The sequence below is a fragment of the Rhodococcus sp. BE178 genome (assembly GCF_050433545.1).
Lineage (GTDB): Bacteria > Actinomycetota > Actinomycetes > Mycobacteriales > Mycobacteriaceae > Prescottella.
Genome location: NZ_JBNPXA010000022.1, coordinates 38,411 through 51,605 on the forward strand (window position 1 = coordinate 38,411; position 13,195 = coordinate 51,605).

Annotated in this window: 16 protein-coding genes; 8 read left to right on the forward strand and 8 right to left on the reverse strand. The window is 68.4% G+C overall.

What is annotated here, in order from left to right:
- Positions 1–33: 33 nt before the first annotated feature.
- A complete protein-coding gene (locus J2X34_RS26580; protein WP_429520176.1) occupies positions 34–2,568 on the forward strand; it encodes a DEAD/DEAH box helicase in 2,535 nt (844 codons plus the stop codon).
- Positions 2,569–2,661: 93 nt separating this feature from the next.
- Positions 2,662–3,318, forward strand: coding sequence for a DUF4203 domain-containing protein (locus J2X34_RS26585; RefSeq protein WP_114719903.1), 657 nt, complete (start codon positions 2,662–2,664; stop codon positions 3,316–3,318).
- Between the two features lie 77 nt (positions 3,319–3,395).
- On the opposite strand, the gene J2X34_RS26590 is transcribed toward J2X34_RS26585, so the two are convergent.
- A complete protein-coding gene (locus J2X34_RS26590) occupies positions 3,396–3,827 on the reverse strand; it encodes a DUF5997 family protein (RefSeq protein WP_114719901.1) in 432 nt (143 codons plus the stop codon).
- Positions 3,828–3,889: 62 nt separating this feature from the next.
- On the opposite strand from J2X34_RS26590, the gene J2X34_RS26595 reads away from it, so the two are divergent.
- The gene (locus J2X34_RS26595) at positions 3,890–4,660 is read left to right on the forward strand and encodes a LysR substrate-binding domain-containing protein (RefSeq protein WP_174909773.1); all 771 of its coding nucleotides are present in this window, start codon (positions 3,890–3,892) and stop codon (positions 4,658–4,660) included.
- Positions 4,661–4,673: 13 nt separating this feature from the next.
- Here J2X34_RS26595 and J2X34_RS26600 read toward each other — a convergent pair whose 3' ends face one another.
- Complete coding sequence (locus J2X34_RS26600; RefSeq protein WP_174909771.1) at positions 4,674–5,606, reverse strand: LysR substrate-binding domain-containing protein; 933 nt, start codon at positions 5,604–5,606, stop codon at positions 4,674–4,676.
- A gap of 195 nt (positions 5,607–5,801) precedes the next feature.
- Between J2X34_RS26600 and J2X34_RS26605 the strand changes: the two genes are divergently transcribed.
- The 3 genes from J2X34_RS26605 (at position 5,802) to J2X34_RS26615 (ending at position 7,686) form a co-directional block, all read left to right on the forward strand.
- Complete coding sequence (locus tag J2X34_RS26605; protein ID WP_114719895.1) at positions 5,802–6,389, forward strand: peroxiredoxin; 588 nt, start codon at positions 5,802–5,804, stop codon at positions 6,387–6,389.
- Between the two features lie 3 nt (positions 6,390–6,392).
- Entirely contained in the window at positions 6,393–6,920 is a 528-nt protein-coding gene (locus tag J2X34_RS26610; RefSeq protein WP_429520177.1) for a carboxymuconolactone decarboxylase family protein, read from the forward strand.
- 85 nt (positions 6,921–7,005) lie between these two features.
- Positions 7,006–7,686, forward strand: a complete 681-nt coding sequence (locus tag J2X34_RS26615) for a PhzF family phenazine biosynthesis protein (RefSeq protein WP_429520178.1) — start codon at positions 7,006–7,008, stop codon at positions 7,684–7,686.
- 12 nt (positions 7,687–7,698) lie between these two features.
- Here the strand turns inward: J2X34_RS26615 and J2X34_RS26620 are convergent, their stop codons facing one another.
- On the reverse strand, positions 7,699–8,271 hold the full coding sequence (locus J2X34_RS26620) for a TetR/AcrR family transcriptional regulator (RefSeq protein ID WP_114719889.1): 573 nt from the start codon (positions 8,269–8,271) through the stop codon (positions 7,699–7,701).
- 71 nt (positions 8,272–8,342) lie between these two features.
- Between J2X34_RS26620 and J2X34_RS26625 the strand changes: the two genes are divergently transcribed.
- Entirely contained in the window at positions 8,343–8,930 is a 588-nt protein-coding gene (locus J2X34_RS26625; protein ID WP_429520179.1) for a dihydrofolate reductase family protein, read from the forward strand.
- A gap of 8 nt (positions 8,931–8,938) precedes the next feature.
- Here J2X34_RS26625 and J2X34_RS26630 read toward each other — a convergent pair whose 3' ends face one another.
- From J2X34_RS26630 to J2X34_RS26640, 3 genes are all read right to left on the reverse strand, one after another.
- Complete coding sequence (locus J2X34_RS26630; RefSeq protein ID WP_429520180.1) at positions 8,939–9,193, reverse strand: hypothetical protein; 255 nt, start codon at positions 9,191–9,193, stop codon at positions 8,939–8,941.
- A 70-nt stretch (positions 9,194–9,263) separates the two neighbouring features.
- Entirely contained in the window at positions 9,264–9,851 is a 588-nt protein-coding gene (locus J2X34_RS26635; RefSeq protein ID WP_174909761.1) for a transglycosylase family protein, read from the reverse strand.
- Between the two features lie 355 nt (positions 9,852–10,206).
- Positions 10,207–10,899: a hypothetical protein gene (locus J2X34_RS26640; RefSeq protein WP_114719881.1), complete on the reverse strand. Its 693-nt coding sequence runs from the start codon at positions 10,897–10,899 to the stop codon at positions 10,207–10,209.
- Positions 10,900–10,916: 17 nt separating this feature from the next.
- On the opposite strand from J2X34_RS26640, the gene J2X34_RS26645 reads away from it, so the two are divergent.
- On the forward strand, positions 10,917–11,165 hold the full coding sequence (locus J2X34_RS26645) for a hypothetical protein (protein WP_114719879.1): 249 nt from the start codon (positions 10,917–10,919) through the stop codon (positions 11,163–11,165).
- Between the two features lie 6 nt (positions 11,166–11,171).
- Here J2X34_RS26645 and J2X34_RS26650 read toward each other — a convergent pair whose 3' ends face one another.
- On the reverse strand, positions 11,172–12,398 hold the full coding sequence (locus J2X34_RS26650) for an aspartate aminotransferase family protein (RefSeq protein ID WP_114719877.1): 1,227 nt from the start codon (positions 12,396–12,398) through the stop codon (positions 11,172–11,174).
- Between the two features lie 52 nt (positions 12,399–12,450).
- The gene (locus J2X34_RS26655) at positions 12,451–13,125 is read right to left on the reverse strand and encodes a Pr6Pr family membrane protein (protein WP_429520181.1); all 675 of its coding nucleotides are present in this window, start codon (positions 13,123–13,125) and stop codon (positions 12,451–12,453) included.
- Positions 13,126–13,195 lie beyond the last annotated feature (70 nt).

Consider the following 13,195-nt stretch of genomic DNA (forward strand, 5'->3'; position numbering starts at 1 on the left):
CGGTATTGCTCGGCAAGGCTCTAGCCTGTAACGGTGCTGCTTCCCGATCTTCTCCCCGAATCCGTCGACCCCCACGGCGTAGATGCCGACGCACTGTTCGACGCGTTCACGTCGTGGACGAGCGATCGCGGCCTGCAGCTGTACCCCGCGCAGGAAGAGGCGCTCATGGAGTTGGTCTCCGGGGCCAACGTCGTCCTCGCCACGCCCACGGGTTCCGGAAAGTCGATGGTGGCGCTCGGTGCCCACTTCTTCGCGCTCGCTGCATGGCGGAACGGCGGGGGCCGGCGAACGTTCTACACTGCGCCGATCAAGGCGCTGGTCAGCGAGAAGTTCTTCGCGTTGTGCGACGTGTTCGGGGCCGACAACGTCGGCATGATGACCGGCGACGCGTCGGTGAACTCGTCGGCGCCGATCATCTGCGCGACCGCCGAGATCGTCGCGAACCTCGCGTTGCGTGAGGGGCCGGGCTCGGACATCGGCCAGGTCGTGATGGACGAGTTCCACTTCTATTCCGAGCCGGACCGCGGCTGGGCGTGGCAGGTGCCGCTGATCGAGCTCCCGCAGGCGCAGTTCCTGCTTATGTCGGCGACGCTCGGCGACGTGAGCCACCTGTGTGCGGACCTCACCCGCCGCACCGGCCGGCCCACCACGGAGGTGTCGGGCTCGGAGCGCCCGGTGCCGCTGCACTTCTCGTACTCGCAGACGCCGATCGGCGAGGAGATCGAGGAGCTCGTCACGACCCATCAGGCGCCGGTGTACGTCGTGCACTTCACGCAGGCCGCCGCGCTCGAGCGGGCGCAGGCCCTCACCAGCGTGAACCTCTGCACGCGCGCCGAGAAGGACGCGATCGCCGAGGCCATCGGGGCGTTCCGCTTCACCACCGGCTTCGGCAAGACGCTGTCGCGGCTGGTCCGTCACGGCATCGGCGTGCACCACGCCGGCATGCTGCCGAAGTACCGCCGGCTCATCGAACGGCTCGCGCAGGACGGCCTGCTCAAGGTCATCTGCGGCACCGACACACTCGGCGTGGGCATCAACGTGCCCATCCGCACGGTGCTGCTGACCGGCCTCACCAAGTACGACGGCACCCGCACCCGCCAACTGCGGGCCCGCGAGTTCCACCAGATCGCCGGCCGCGCCGGCCGCGCCGGCTACGACACGATGGGCACCGTCGTCGTGCAGGCGCCCGAGCACGAGATCGAGAACGTGCGCGCCCTCGCGAAGGCCGGCGACGACCCGAAGAAGCGCCGGAAGGTACAGCGCAAGAAGGCACCCGAGGGTTTCGTGTCGTGGGGCGAGGGCACCTTCGACAAGTTGATCGCCGCCTCACCGGAGCCGCTGAGTTCTCGCTTCTCGGTGAGCAATTCGATGCTCCTGAACGTGATCGCGCGCCCCGGCAACTGTTTCCAGGCGATGCGGCATCTTCTCGAGGACAACCACGAGTCGCGGCCGGCGCAGCGCAAACACATCCTCAAGGCGATCTCGCTGTACCGCGGCCTGCTGCAGGCCGGGATCGTCCAGCAACTCGACGAGCCCGACGAGTACGGCCGGATGGCGCGGCTGACGGTGGATCTGCAGCGCGACTTCGCCCTCAATCAACCACTGTCGCCGTTCGCGCTCGCATCGCTCGAACTGCTCGACGTCGAATCGCACACCTATGCACTCGATGTCGTATCGATCATCGAGTCGACGCTCGACGACCCGCGACAGATCCTGATGGCACAGCAGCACGCGGCACGCGGCGAGGCCGTCGCGGAGATGAAGGCCGACGGGATCGAGTACGAGGAGCGCATGGAGCTGCTCGAGGAGATCACCTGGCCGAAGCCGTTGGCGGATCTGCTGTTCCCGGCCTTCGAGATCTACCGCGCCGGTCATCCGTGGATGAGCGAATTCGCCCTCTCCCCCAAGTCCGTCGTCCGCGACATGGTGGAACGGTCGATGACGTTCGCCGAACTGGTGAGCCACTACGGCCTCGCCCGTTCCGAGGGCCTGGTCCTGCGGTACCTCGCCGACGCGTATCGCGCGCTACGGCAGACGGTTCCGGCGGAGGCCCGCACCGAGGAACTCGAGGACCTCACCGAGTGGCTGGGTGAGCTGATCCGCCAGGTCGATTCGAGCCTCCTCGACGAGTGGGAGCAGCTCACCAATCCGGGCGCCGAGTCCGACGACCAGCAGGTCGCGTTCGGCGCCGACATCCCGCGCCCCATCACCGCGAACACCCGCGCGTTCAAGGTCATGGTGCGCAACGCGATGTTCCGTCGCGTCGAACTGGCGTCACGCCGGCGCTGGGACCAGCTCGCCGAACTCGGCGACGGTCTGGACGCCGACGACTGGGCCGACCTGCTCGAGCTGTACTTCGACGAGTACGAGGAGATCGGGACCGGACCGTCGGCACGCGGCCCCCAGCTGTTCCAGGTGACCGTCGAACCGACACTGTGGCGGGTCCGGCAGGTCCTCGAAGACCCGCAGGGCGACCATGGTTGGGCGCTGCTCGCCGAGGTCAACCTCGCCGAATCCGACGCGGCCGGTGAGGTGGTCTTCGACGAGTTCGAGGTCGCGGAGGGCTGATCCGGGCGAACTCCGGGCGGTTACTGCGTCATCGACCGAGTGTCGCGCGCAGTAACAGCCCGACGAAGCAGACTGCAGCGGTACGGTTTCGGCATGTCTGACATCGTGATCGGGATCCTGGCCATCGCCGTCGGTGCGGTGTTCTGTTTCAGCGGTACGGCCGCCATGCGGTTCGTGATCGCGCTCTGGGGTGCGTTCGCGGGTTTGAACCTGGGCGCCGGCCTGGTCTCCGCGATCACCGGTGACGGCTACTTCGCCACCGCACTGGGTTGGATCGTCGGCATCCTGGTGGCGCTGCTCTTCGCCGTGCTGGCCTACCTGTACTACGCGGTGGCGGTGACGTTGGCGATGGCGTCCGTCGGATTCGCTCTCGGCACGGCCGCGATGGTGGCGGTCGGCGTGACCTGGAACTGGGTTGTCGTCCTGGTGGGCGTGATCCTCGGTGTGGCGCTGGCAGTCCTCACGCTCGCCGTCGATCTGCCCGCGGTGTTGCTCGTGGTCGTCAGCGTCCTCGGCGGTGCGGTCGCAATGGTGGGCGGCGTGATGCTGCTCGCCGGGGCCGTCGACACGGCCGACTTCGACCACGCGTCACTCACGACGACCATCTCCGACGACTGGTGGTGGTACGCGATGTACGTCGCGCTCGTCGTCGCCGGCGTCGTCGCGCAGTCCCGGATGCTCGGACGGGAGCGGTCGCTTCGCGACCAGTGGCGCCACACCTCCGCACCGTCCGTCCCCTCGAACACCTGACCGGTCCGAAGACGACGTCGGGCTGTTACTGCGACATCCGCCGAGAGGCGAGCGCAGCAACAGCCCGACGAGACGCCCTACGCGTTCGGCTTGAACGGACCGGCGCTGCGCGGCTTGCGGTTGGACTCCTCGCGCCGCACGGCCTGCAGTTCCTTGACCCGCTTCTCTTCCTTGCGGACCTCGACGAGGTTGGCGCGCTCGGCGACGAGCCAGTCGGGCTGATCGGCCAGGAGCGCCTCGATCTGCTCGGTGGTGAGGGCGTCCTCGATGCCACCGCGGGTGAGGCCGGAGATCGACACACCCAGCTTGGCGGCGACGACGGGACGCGGGTGCGGACCGTTGGCGCGCAGTTCGGTCAGCCATGCCGGCGGGTTGGTCTGCCACTCGCTGAGCTCGTCGCGGGTCACCACGCCGTCCTGGAACTCGGCGGGGGTGGCCTGGAGGTACACACCCAGCTTCTTCGCCGCGGTTGCGGGCTTCATCGTCTGGGGGGTCTTCTGCGACGTCATACGTCAAGGGTAACGAGCACGCGCTGCGCGGCTGCACCCACCGCTGCAGGTAGCCTTGCCGAGTGACAGAGGCGACTGATCCCCGACCGTTCCGGCTCGCGTACGTCCCCGGCGTCACCCCCGCCAAGTGGGTCCGCATCTGGAACGAACGCATCACCGACACCCCGCTCGAGCTGGTGGCGTCGACCGCCGCCGAGTCGACCGCGGCCCTGCGGGAGGATCGCGCGGACGCGGCGCTCGTGCGGCTGCCGATCGACCGCGACGGCCTGAGCGCCATCACGCTGTACGCCGAGACGCCCGTCGTGGTGGTGCCGAAGGACCACGTGTTCACCGCCGCGGACGAGATCGCGCTGTCCGACCTCGCCGAGGAACTGGTGCTGGATCCGCTGGACACCCCGATCACCTGGGATCAGCTGCCCGGTCGGCCCGCCCTGGACCGTCCCGCCTCGACCGGCGACGCGATCGAGTTGGTCGCCGCGGGCGTCGGCGTCCTGGTCGTGCCCCAGTCCCTCGCCCGGCTGCACCACCGCAAGGATCTGACGTACCGGCCGGTGGCAGGCGCGCCCGAGTCGGAGGTTGCACTGTCTTGGGTCACCGACCGCACGACCGAACTGGTCGAGGAGTTCATCGGCATCGTCCGCGGACGCACCGCCAACAGCTCGCGCGGACCCAACCCGCACGAGACGCCGCGGACCAAGGACAAGGCGCCCCGGGCGGCTGCGCCGCGCACCGCGAAGCAGTCCGCCCCCACGTCCGGCAAGGCACGCGCCAAGGATTCGCGGCGCGGCAAGCCCGGCAGCAAGGCCAAGCCGGGCGGGCGCAAGCGCCGCTGAGGGCCCGCCCGCGTCACGACGCCGCCGTCACCGCTCCCGCCGGAGCGGCGTCCCGAAGCAACTCGGCGAGCTGCCGGTAGCCGTCCGCGCGCCCGCTCGAGACGCGGAACACCAGTCCGATGGTCCGGCCGGGGGTCGGTGCCGCGAACCGCGCCGTGGCGAGGTCGCCGCGCCGGGTCTCGACGGGTACCGCCGAGTCCGGGACCAGGGTGACCCCCAATCCGCCTGCGACGCACTGCACGACGGTCGCGAGCGAGGTGGCCCGGGTGTCGCCGGACAGCGGGTGTGCGTCGACGGACCGGCACAGATCCAACGTTTGATCGCGCAGGCAGTGCCCCTCGTCGAGGAGTAGCAGCGGTAGTTCGTCGAGGACGTCGAGTGGCAGGTCGTCGCGGCCGGCGAACGGGTGTTCCCTCGGCAACACGACGACGAAATCCTCTCGATACAACGGAATCTCGATCAGCCCCGGAGCCTCCGACGGCAGCGCCAGCACCGCGACGTCGATCGCGCCGGTGCGGAGCGCGTCGAGCAGTCGCGCCGTCTGGTCCTCGATCACCTGCGGCACCAGGGCCGGGAACTTCGCGCGGAGCGCCGGCAGCAACGCCGGCAGCACGTAGGGCGCGACGGTGGGGATCAGTCCGAGGCGCAGCGGCCCGACCAGCTTGTCGCCGACCCCGGCGGCCGCGGCGACGAATCCGTCGGCGGCGTCGAGGATCAGTTTGGCCTGGGTCAGCAACTGCTCCCCCGCCGCCGTCACCAGGACACGCCGGGTGCTGCGTTCGATCAGCTGAACTCCGAGACCGTTCTCGAGGGACGCCAGCGCCTGCGACAGTGTGGGTTGGCTCACACTCAAACGCGCTGCGGCCGTGCCGAAGTGGCGATACTCCGCCACCGCGACAAAGGCACGCAGCTGTGACAGTGTCGGTTGATAAGTCCCATCAGCCATACCTATCAGTGTAGTGCCACCTATCACCTTTACCTTTTGAAAGGTTTCGGGCACTATGGAGTCATACCGAAGAGCGCAGGACACGGAGCCTCGAACGAGAGCCACCGCAGACCCGCTCGAGGTAGCGCCCACCACCGATCCACGGTGCGTGGCCTGCGCATACAGATGTTCACAAATCAAGTAGGAGGACGACACATGGCTCTGCTGACCATCGGCGACCAGTTCCCGGCATACAACCTGACCGCCGTGATCGGTGGCGATCTGTCCAAGGTCGACGCCAAGCAGCCCGACGACTACTTCACCACCGTCACCAGCGACGACTACGCCGGCAAGTGGCGCGTCGTCTTCTTCTGGCCCAAGGACTTCACGTTCGTGTGCCCCACCGAGATCGCCGCGTTCGGCAAGCTGAACGACGAGTTCGCGGACCGCGACGCCCAGGTGCTCGGCGCCTCGGTCGACAACGAGTTCGTCCACTTCCAGTGGCGTGCACAGCACGAGGACCTCAAGACCCTCCCCTTCCCGATGCTCTCGGACCTCAAGCGTGAGCTGGCCGAGGCCACCGGCGTCCTGAACGCCGACGGCGTCGCGGACCGCGCCACCTTCATCATCGACCCGAACAACGAGATCCAGTTCGTGTCCGTCACGGCCGGTTCCGTGGGCCGCAACGTCGACGAGGTCCTGCGCGTCCTCGACGCCCTGCAGTCCGACGAGCTGTGCGCCTGCAACTGGAAGAAGGGTGACCCGACCATCGACGCGGGCGCTCTCATGACCGAGGGTGTCTGACCCATGTCGGTCGAGAACCTCAAGAACTCGCTTCCCGAGTACGCCAAGGATCTCAAGCTCAACCTGAGCTCCCTCGCTCGCTCGACGGAGCTCAACGAGCAGCAGCTGTGGGGCACCTTCCTCGCCTGCGCGGCCGCCACCAAGTCGGCGACCGTGCTGAAGGAGATCGCGGAAGAGGCCGCCGACGTGCTGTCGGCGGAGGCGTACAACGCCGCCCTCGGTGCCGCATCGATCATGGGTATGAACAACGTCGCCTACCGCGCCAAGAGCTTCCTCGGTGACGAGTTCGCCCAGGTGCGCATGGGTCTTCGCATGAACATCATCGGCAACCCCGGTGTCGAGAAGGCCGACTTCGAGCTGTGGTCGCTGGCCGTGTCGACGATCAACGGCTGCCATGACTGCACCGCCGCCCACGACGCCGTCGTGCGCAAGGAAGGCCTCACCAAGGAGCAGGTCTGGGAGGCCGTCAAGGTCGCCGCGACTCTCCAGGGTGTCGCCCAGGCCGTCGTCGCGAGCGAGACGCTCGCCTGATCGGTCCCCGTTCGACGGAAGGCCCGGTACACGACTCAGGTCGCGTACCGGGCCTTCCGTCGTCTCCGGAGTTAATCTGGGCCCCATGGCAATCGAGGTCCACGTCGTCCGCGTCTTCACCGACCCCGACGGTAAGCACGGGAACCCGTTGGGCATCGTCGACGCCGCTTCCGTGGATCTCTCCGAACGGCAGGCACTCGCGAAACACCTCGGGTTCAGCGAGACCATCTTCGTCGACCTCCCCGACCCGGGGGCGGACGCCGCCCGGGCGCAGATCTTCACTCCAGCCGCCGAACTCCCCTTCGCCGGACATCCCACCGTCGGCCTGTCGTGGTGGCTCGACGAGCAGGGCCGGGGCGTCGACGCTCTCGACGTGCCCGCCGGCCGGGTCGCCACGTGCGAGCGACACGGCGCGACCTGGGTACGCGCGCAGGCCGATTGGGCACCCGATTTCGCGTTGTACCCGATGCCGGACGTCGCGGACGTCCTCGCGGCCCACGCCCACGACTTCACCGCCGGCCACCACTACGTCTGGGCGTGGGAGGACGAATTCGAGGGCCGGATCCGATCCCGGATGTTCGCCCCCGGGCTCGGCGTGCCCGAGGCCGAGGCCACCGGCTCGGCCGCAGTCCACATCACGGCCCACCTGCGTCGCTCACTTCTCATCAAGCAGGGACGGGGCTCCCAGATCCGAACCACGTTCGGCGACGACGGCTGGGTCGAGGTCGGCGGCCGGGTACGACCCGAACGCACGATCACGGCCTGAGCCGCGCACCGGTCACCGTGGCAGCACCCGATCGACGGCGGCATCGACGAGGTCGTCGATCTCCTTGTCCGAGAACAACTCCGGCAACGTGAGTCGATCGACGATCAGCCAGTTCAACGCCATGTAGAGCAGCGTCACGGTCGTCGGGTCCCCCGGCATGTCCGACTCGACGTGGTTGGCGATGTTGAAGTCGAGATCCTGACGGACGCGTTCGGTGAGGACTGCGCGCAGATCGGGCCGTCGGGTCGCCTCCAACCGGAGTTCGAGCAGCGCGAGAAACCCGGTGCGGAAAGCCGCCACCCGTCCCACCGTCTCCTTCATCAACGCCGTGAGGTGCTCGCGGTCGTGCGCCCCACGCAGACTCAGGTCCATCGTCGCGTCGTCGGGCTTGAGCCGCTCGTAGATCCGCGCCCCCGCCTGGGTCAGCAGGTCGTCCCGGTTGGCGAAGTAGTTCGACGCGGTACCCGCCGGCACCTGCGCCTCCGCGTCGACCGCACGGAAGGTGAGTCCGCGGGCACCCTCCCGCGCCAGGACCTCGATCGCGCCGTCGACCAACGCCGCTCGCCGCTCCGGATTTCGCCGCACCTTGACACCACTCCATCTGTAGTACTAACTTTTACACCACTTCACTCAGAGTACTACGGACGGAGTTGTATATGCGTAAGCTCGTGTACTACGTCGCGGTCTCCCTGGACGGATACATCGCCGGGCCCGGCGGCGAGGTCGACTTCTACCCGCTCTCCGATTCGATGGCCGCGTGGATCAACGAGCGCTACCCCGAGACAGTGCCGACACACATCCGCCCCCAGGCGGGACTCCAGGACGCACCCAATCGCGCGTTCGACACGATCATCATGGGGCGCGGCACCTACGAGCCCGCGCTCGCCGTCGGCATCACCAGTCCGTACGCCCACCTGCGCCAACTCGTGGTCTCGACGACGCTCGGGACGATCCCCGACCCGGCGGTGGAGCTCGTGTCGAACGATCCGGTCGAGGCAGTCCGCAAACTCAAGGCCGAGGACGGGCTCGACATCTGGCTCGCCGGCGGCGGTCAACTCGCCGGCGCGCTACTACCCGAGATCGACGAACTGATCGTGAAGAGCTACCCGGTGGTGGGCGGCGCCGGACTACCGGCCTTCGCGGGCCCGTTCCGTCCGACGGCCTTCACGCGCACGGACCTCACGTCGTTCGACAACGGCGCGAGCGTGTCGTGGTTCAGCCGAACACCGAACGCGAACGCCTGACCGAGCGATCAGCTGCTGCTACCGAAGCCGGCTGTCTCGGGGGCGAACGCCACGCGGTACCACACGCCCTCGGCCGGATCGTATGTACAGGGCTCGATGACGACCGCCCGGTAGGCCTTCTCGAGCAGCAGCGCCTTGCTGCGCAGGTACTCGGCCCCCTCCCCCGAGAACTCGCCTCGATAGACAGGACCGAACTTCCACGGTGTCGCGTCGGCAGCACCGGCGCCGAGCGAGGTGGCGAGCACCAGCAAGTCCCGCAACATGACACAGCCCCGCCGGGAGGGGGACACCGGCGGGGCTGCGAGCTCTGTGAGCAGTTCGGTACGAGACCGATCAGAGGGAGAGCGTCTGCCCCGGGAAGATCAGATCGGGGTTGGCGACCTGGCCGGCAAGGTTCGCCAGCGAGACACCGTGGTTCGCGGCGATCTGCGACAGCGTGTCACCGAGCTGGACGACGTAGGAGCCGACACCGGCGGGCAGGGTTTGCGCCCAGTCGTTCACCTGCTGCTGGACGGGGGCCTGCGACACGACCGGAGCCGGGGCGGGCTGAGCGATGGACTCGACCGAGCCACCCGGGGTGCTGCCGCCGGTGAGGTACTGTCCGCACACGGGCCATGCGCCGACACCCTGGCCGTCGAGAACGTTCTCGGCGACGCGGATCTGCTCGGCCTGGCTAGCGTTGCTGGCGCTACCGGTGCCGCCGTACGCCTCCCAGGTGCTCTGGGAGAACTGCAGGCCGCCGTAGTAGCCGTTGCCGGTGTTGGCCGCCCAGTTGCCGGACGACTCGCACTCGGCGACACCGGACCAGTCGTGGCTGCCGGCAGCCGATGCGGTACCGGTGCCGATCGCCAGCGGGATGGCGACGACGGCGCCGGTGGCAACGACTGCGCCCAGGGCGCGCTTGATCGTGAAGCTGGTCATACGGGTGAATCCTCTCCGCTCCTGCGGGTGAGACGGCGCTCTCGCGCCGACCGTGTCGGGCGGAGTTCCATCCGCCTCACCCCTGCCCCCTCGAAGGTTTCGGGTGTCCGGACCGCGGGGCAGGATCGTGCAGCGGCGGACCGGCGTGGCTCGTTTGTTTCGAGCCGGACACGACGCTAGGGGACGGTCACGAAAAGGTCACGGTCCGCGATTTCGGTACGAACGTCCAGGTAACGAAGGCCGTCGGCGACGTTTCCGCAGAACCCCTCGGCGTGTCCGCAACTCGGCAGACCGGTCGTTATCCACTCGTTATGTGATTACCGTCATAGTCAATTCGTGCCGTGGGTCACACGGATCAGCCGCGGCTGAGGTCCCCCGCCGCGAGATCGGCGGCACTGAGTAGCACCTCGATCTCGTCCCCCAGTTCGACACCGTGCGCGAGGGGCAGTCGGTCGCCGCTCCAGAATCGGCCCGGGTCGTACCAATTGGTCCTGCGATCGCCGGTCAGCAGGCCCATCGCCTCGAACGTCGACGCCACCACCTCCGCGCAGTAGGCGCTCTCCAGACCCGCACCCGATTCGCGGTCGCCGCCGCGCGACCGCAACGACGGCAGCCGGCCGCCGAACCAACGCGACGCCAGCTTCGCCGTCGACGGGAACGGGGTGCCGTCCAGGCGGGCGATCGTCCGCAGCAGGGCGTCCTCCTGCTCACGGGTCACGGGGCCGGCGAGCTGACGCAGCCAGCCGCGCTGCCCGTAGCGCGCACCCCACACCTGAACGGCGGCACGCAGGTCGTGCAATTGGACACCGCGCTGGAACTTCCCGGTCCACATGTCCTGCAGCGAGTGCCCGAGCTCCGCGTGCCACATCAGCGGCGGGAGGTCGTCGAGCACGACGGACATGCCGACGTGGTTGACGGGACTGTTCGTCAGGGTCTGGATCGCGCGGTCGGCGCCGGTGTGACCGCGGAAGATCCAGATGTCGCCCGTGCGGGTCGCTTCCACCGCGTCGTCGAGGCTGACCTGTGATGGATGCATCCGCCGAGTCATCCGCCTAGCCTAGAGCGATGCGCATCGACAGCAGACATCTGTGGAAGGCCCTCGGACTGGCCGGCGCCCTCGGGGTCGCGGCCACGGGCGCACTGGCGGTACGAGCCGAACGACAGCGCCGCGCATACACACCCGACGAGGTCCGCGACCGCCTGCACACCCGTTTCGCACAGGCATCGGCGGCCGCGGACCGGACCGTGGTGGAACTCGTCGATACGAAACCGACACTGCGGCAACGGCTGTCGCGGGTGCTGCGCCGCCGCTGAGCCGGATCAGCCGAGCGCTTTGGCGACCCCGGCCGCCATCTCGGCGACCTGCTCGTCGGTCATGACGAACGACGGCGAGAACTGCATCGCACCCTGACCGGCCGCGCGGCCGGAGATCCCGAACTCGCGCAACGTCTTCACGAACGGCAACGCCTCCGCGGGATCGACCAGCTGGACCGCAGCGACGGCACCGATGCCGCTGCGCACCTCCGCCACCCGGGGATGTTCCGCGAGCGGGGCGAGATGCTCGTGCAGCGACGCCTCGAGCCGCTTCGACTCCCCGAGAAGGTCCTCGCGCTCGACGATGTCGAGATTGGCCATGGCCGCGGCCGCGGCCCCGGCGTGGCCGCCGTAGGTGTACCCGTGCCGCCACCACACTCCCCCACCGAAGAATGGTTCCGCGACGGTCGGCGCGACGAACACCGCACCCATCGGCACGTACCCCGACGTGAGTCCCTTGGCGGTGGTGATCATGTCCGGCTGCAGGTCGAAACGCGTCGAGGCGAACCACGACCCGCCGATCCGGCCGAAGCCGGTGACGACCTCGTCCACGACGAACAGGATGTCGTGTTCGCGGCAGATCTCGCGGACCTCGCTCAGGTACCCCTCGGGCGGCAGGTAAATGCCGCCGGCACCGATGATCGGCTCACAGAAGAACGCCGCGATCTTGTCGGCGCCCTCCCGCTCGATCAGCCCGAGCAGTCCCTTCGCGTCGTCCCACTCCACGGTGCGGGCGTCGGCCATGAGGTCGCCGTAGCCTTCCCGGTTGACCGGGATCCCAGCCAGTGCGGTGCCCGCGACGTGCATGCCGTGGTACGCCTTCTGCCGGCCCACGATCAGCGTCTTGGACGGCCGGCCGACCTCGGTCCAGTACCGGCGGGCGAGTTTCGCGGCGGAGTCGACCGAGTCGGAGCCACCCGAGGTGAAGAACACCTTGGAACCGGGAACCGGCGCGATCGCGGCCAGACGCTCCGCGAGGGCCACCGTGGTGTCGGAGGTGAAGTCGCCGAAGTTGGAGAAGTGCGCGATCTTCGACAGCTGCGCGGCGACGGCGTCGGCGATCTCGGTGCGGCCGTGCCCGACGTTGGTGAACCACAGTCCCGCGGTGGCGTCGAGGTAGCGGGTCCCCGCGTCGTCCCAGATGTACGCGCCCTCACCGCGGGTGACGACGAACGCGCCGTCGCGCTGCACCGCCCCCATGTCGGCGAACCCGTGCCACAGTGCTCCACTCATCCGCGCTCTACCCCTTCGATCGTGCTTGCCGGTCGTGTGCCGCTTTCCGCGACTATGCCACGGAAACCGGATCGGGCTCGTCGCCGCCGAGACCGCGCCACCGCCGGCCCAATCGTCCGGAGGCGTTGACCGCGAGCGCCATCAAGGTCATCGCCACGAGCAGCACGACCAGGCCGACGGCGAGCTGGAGATATCCCTGCTCGCGCGGATCGAGGAACGGGTACGGATACCAGTCCACGATCGGTCCCCGGATCAGTGTGTACACCCCGTAGACGACGGGGAACGCGAGCCAGCTCAGCGACTGCAGATCGGTGATCCGGACCCGCGGCGGGTTGACGATCCAGTCGAGGAAGAGCACCAATGGCAGGATGCGGTGGAGGGTGTCGTTGATCCACCGGTCCTGCAGCATGACGTCGACGTTCGCGAGCAGGACCGCATAGATGATGCCGGTGATCACCATGTAGACCGTCGCCGCGCCGCGAACCAGCTGCCATCGGGTGTCCTGCGGGTCACGGACCGCACCCACCAGCAGCACGATCGCCGCGAGGACATTGCTCAGGATCGTGAAGTAGCTGAAGTAGTTCGCGACGGAGAAGGTCGGTTCGTCGATGTTGCGGAGCGGAATCCACGCGAGCGCGACGATGCCGAGGGCGGCGAACACGATCCGCAGCACGCGAAAGATCGGGTGGGTCCGCCGGATCGCGGGACCCGGTGTGACGGCGGTCATGCGCGTATGTTCGCACGCCCCGGGCGGTTCCAGCCGGAATTGCCGTTGCACGCTTCGATAGGCTGTGCGG

Excerpts from the sequence above, each read along its gene's own strand:
- J2X34_RS26585 (WP_114719903.1), top strand. The coding sequence starts at position 2,662 with ATGTCTGACATCGTGATCGGGATCCTGGCCATCGCCGTCGGTGCGGTG.
- J2X34_RS26590 (WP_114719901.1), bottom strand. The coding sequence starts at position 3,827 with ATGACGTCGCAGAAGACCCCCCAGACGATGAAGCCCGCAACCGCGGCG.
- J2X34_RS26600 (WP_174909771.1), bottom strand. The coding sequence starts at position 5,606 with ATGGCTGATGGGACTTATCAACCGACACTGTCACAGCTGCGTGCCTTT.
- J2X34_RS26605 (WP_114719895.1), top strand. The coding sequence starts at position 5,802 with ATGGCTCTGCTGACCATCGGCGACCAGTTCCCGGCATACAACCTGACC.
- J2X34_RS26610 (WP_429520177.1), top strand. The coding sequence starts at position 6,393 with ATGTCGGTCGAGAACCTCAAGAACTCGCTTCCCGAGTACGCCAAGGAT.
- J2X34_RS26615 (WP_429520178.1), top strand. The coding sequence starts at position 7,006 with ATGGCAATCGAGGTCCACGTCGTCCGCGTCTTCACCGACCCCGACGGT.
- J2X34_RS26625 (WP_429520179.1), top strand. The coding sequence starts at position 8,343 with ATGCGTAAGCTCGTGTACTACGTCGCGGTCTCCCTGGACGGATACATC.
- J2X34_RS26630 (WP_429520180.1), bottom strand. The coding sequence starts at position 9,193 with ATGTTGCGGGACTTGCTGGTGCTCGCCACCTCGCTCGGCGCCGGTGCT.
- J2X34_RS26635 (WP_174909761.1), bottom strand. The coding sequence starts at position 9,851 with ATGACCAGCTTCACGATCAAGCGCGCCCTGGGCGCAGTCGTTGCCACC.
- J2X34_RS26640 (WP_114719881.1), bottom strand. The coding sequence starts at position 10,899 with ATGACTCGGCGGATGCATCCATCACAGGTCAGCCTCGACGACGCGGTG.
- J2X34_RS26645 (WP_114719879.1), top strand. The coding sequence starts at position 10,917 with ATGCGCATCGACAGCAGACATCTGTGGAAGGCCCTCGGACTGGCCGGC.
- J2X34_RS26650 (WP_114719877.1), bottom strand. The coding sequence starts at position 12,398 with ATGAGTGGAGCACTGTGGCACGGGTTCGCCGACATGGGGGCGGTGCAG.
- J2X34_RS26655 (WP_429520181.1), bottom strand. The coding sequence starts at position 13,125 with ATGACCGCCGTCACACCGGGTCCCGCGATCCGGCGGACCCACCCGATC.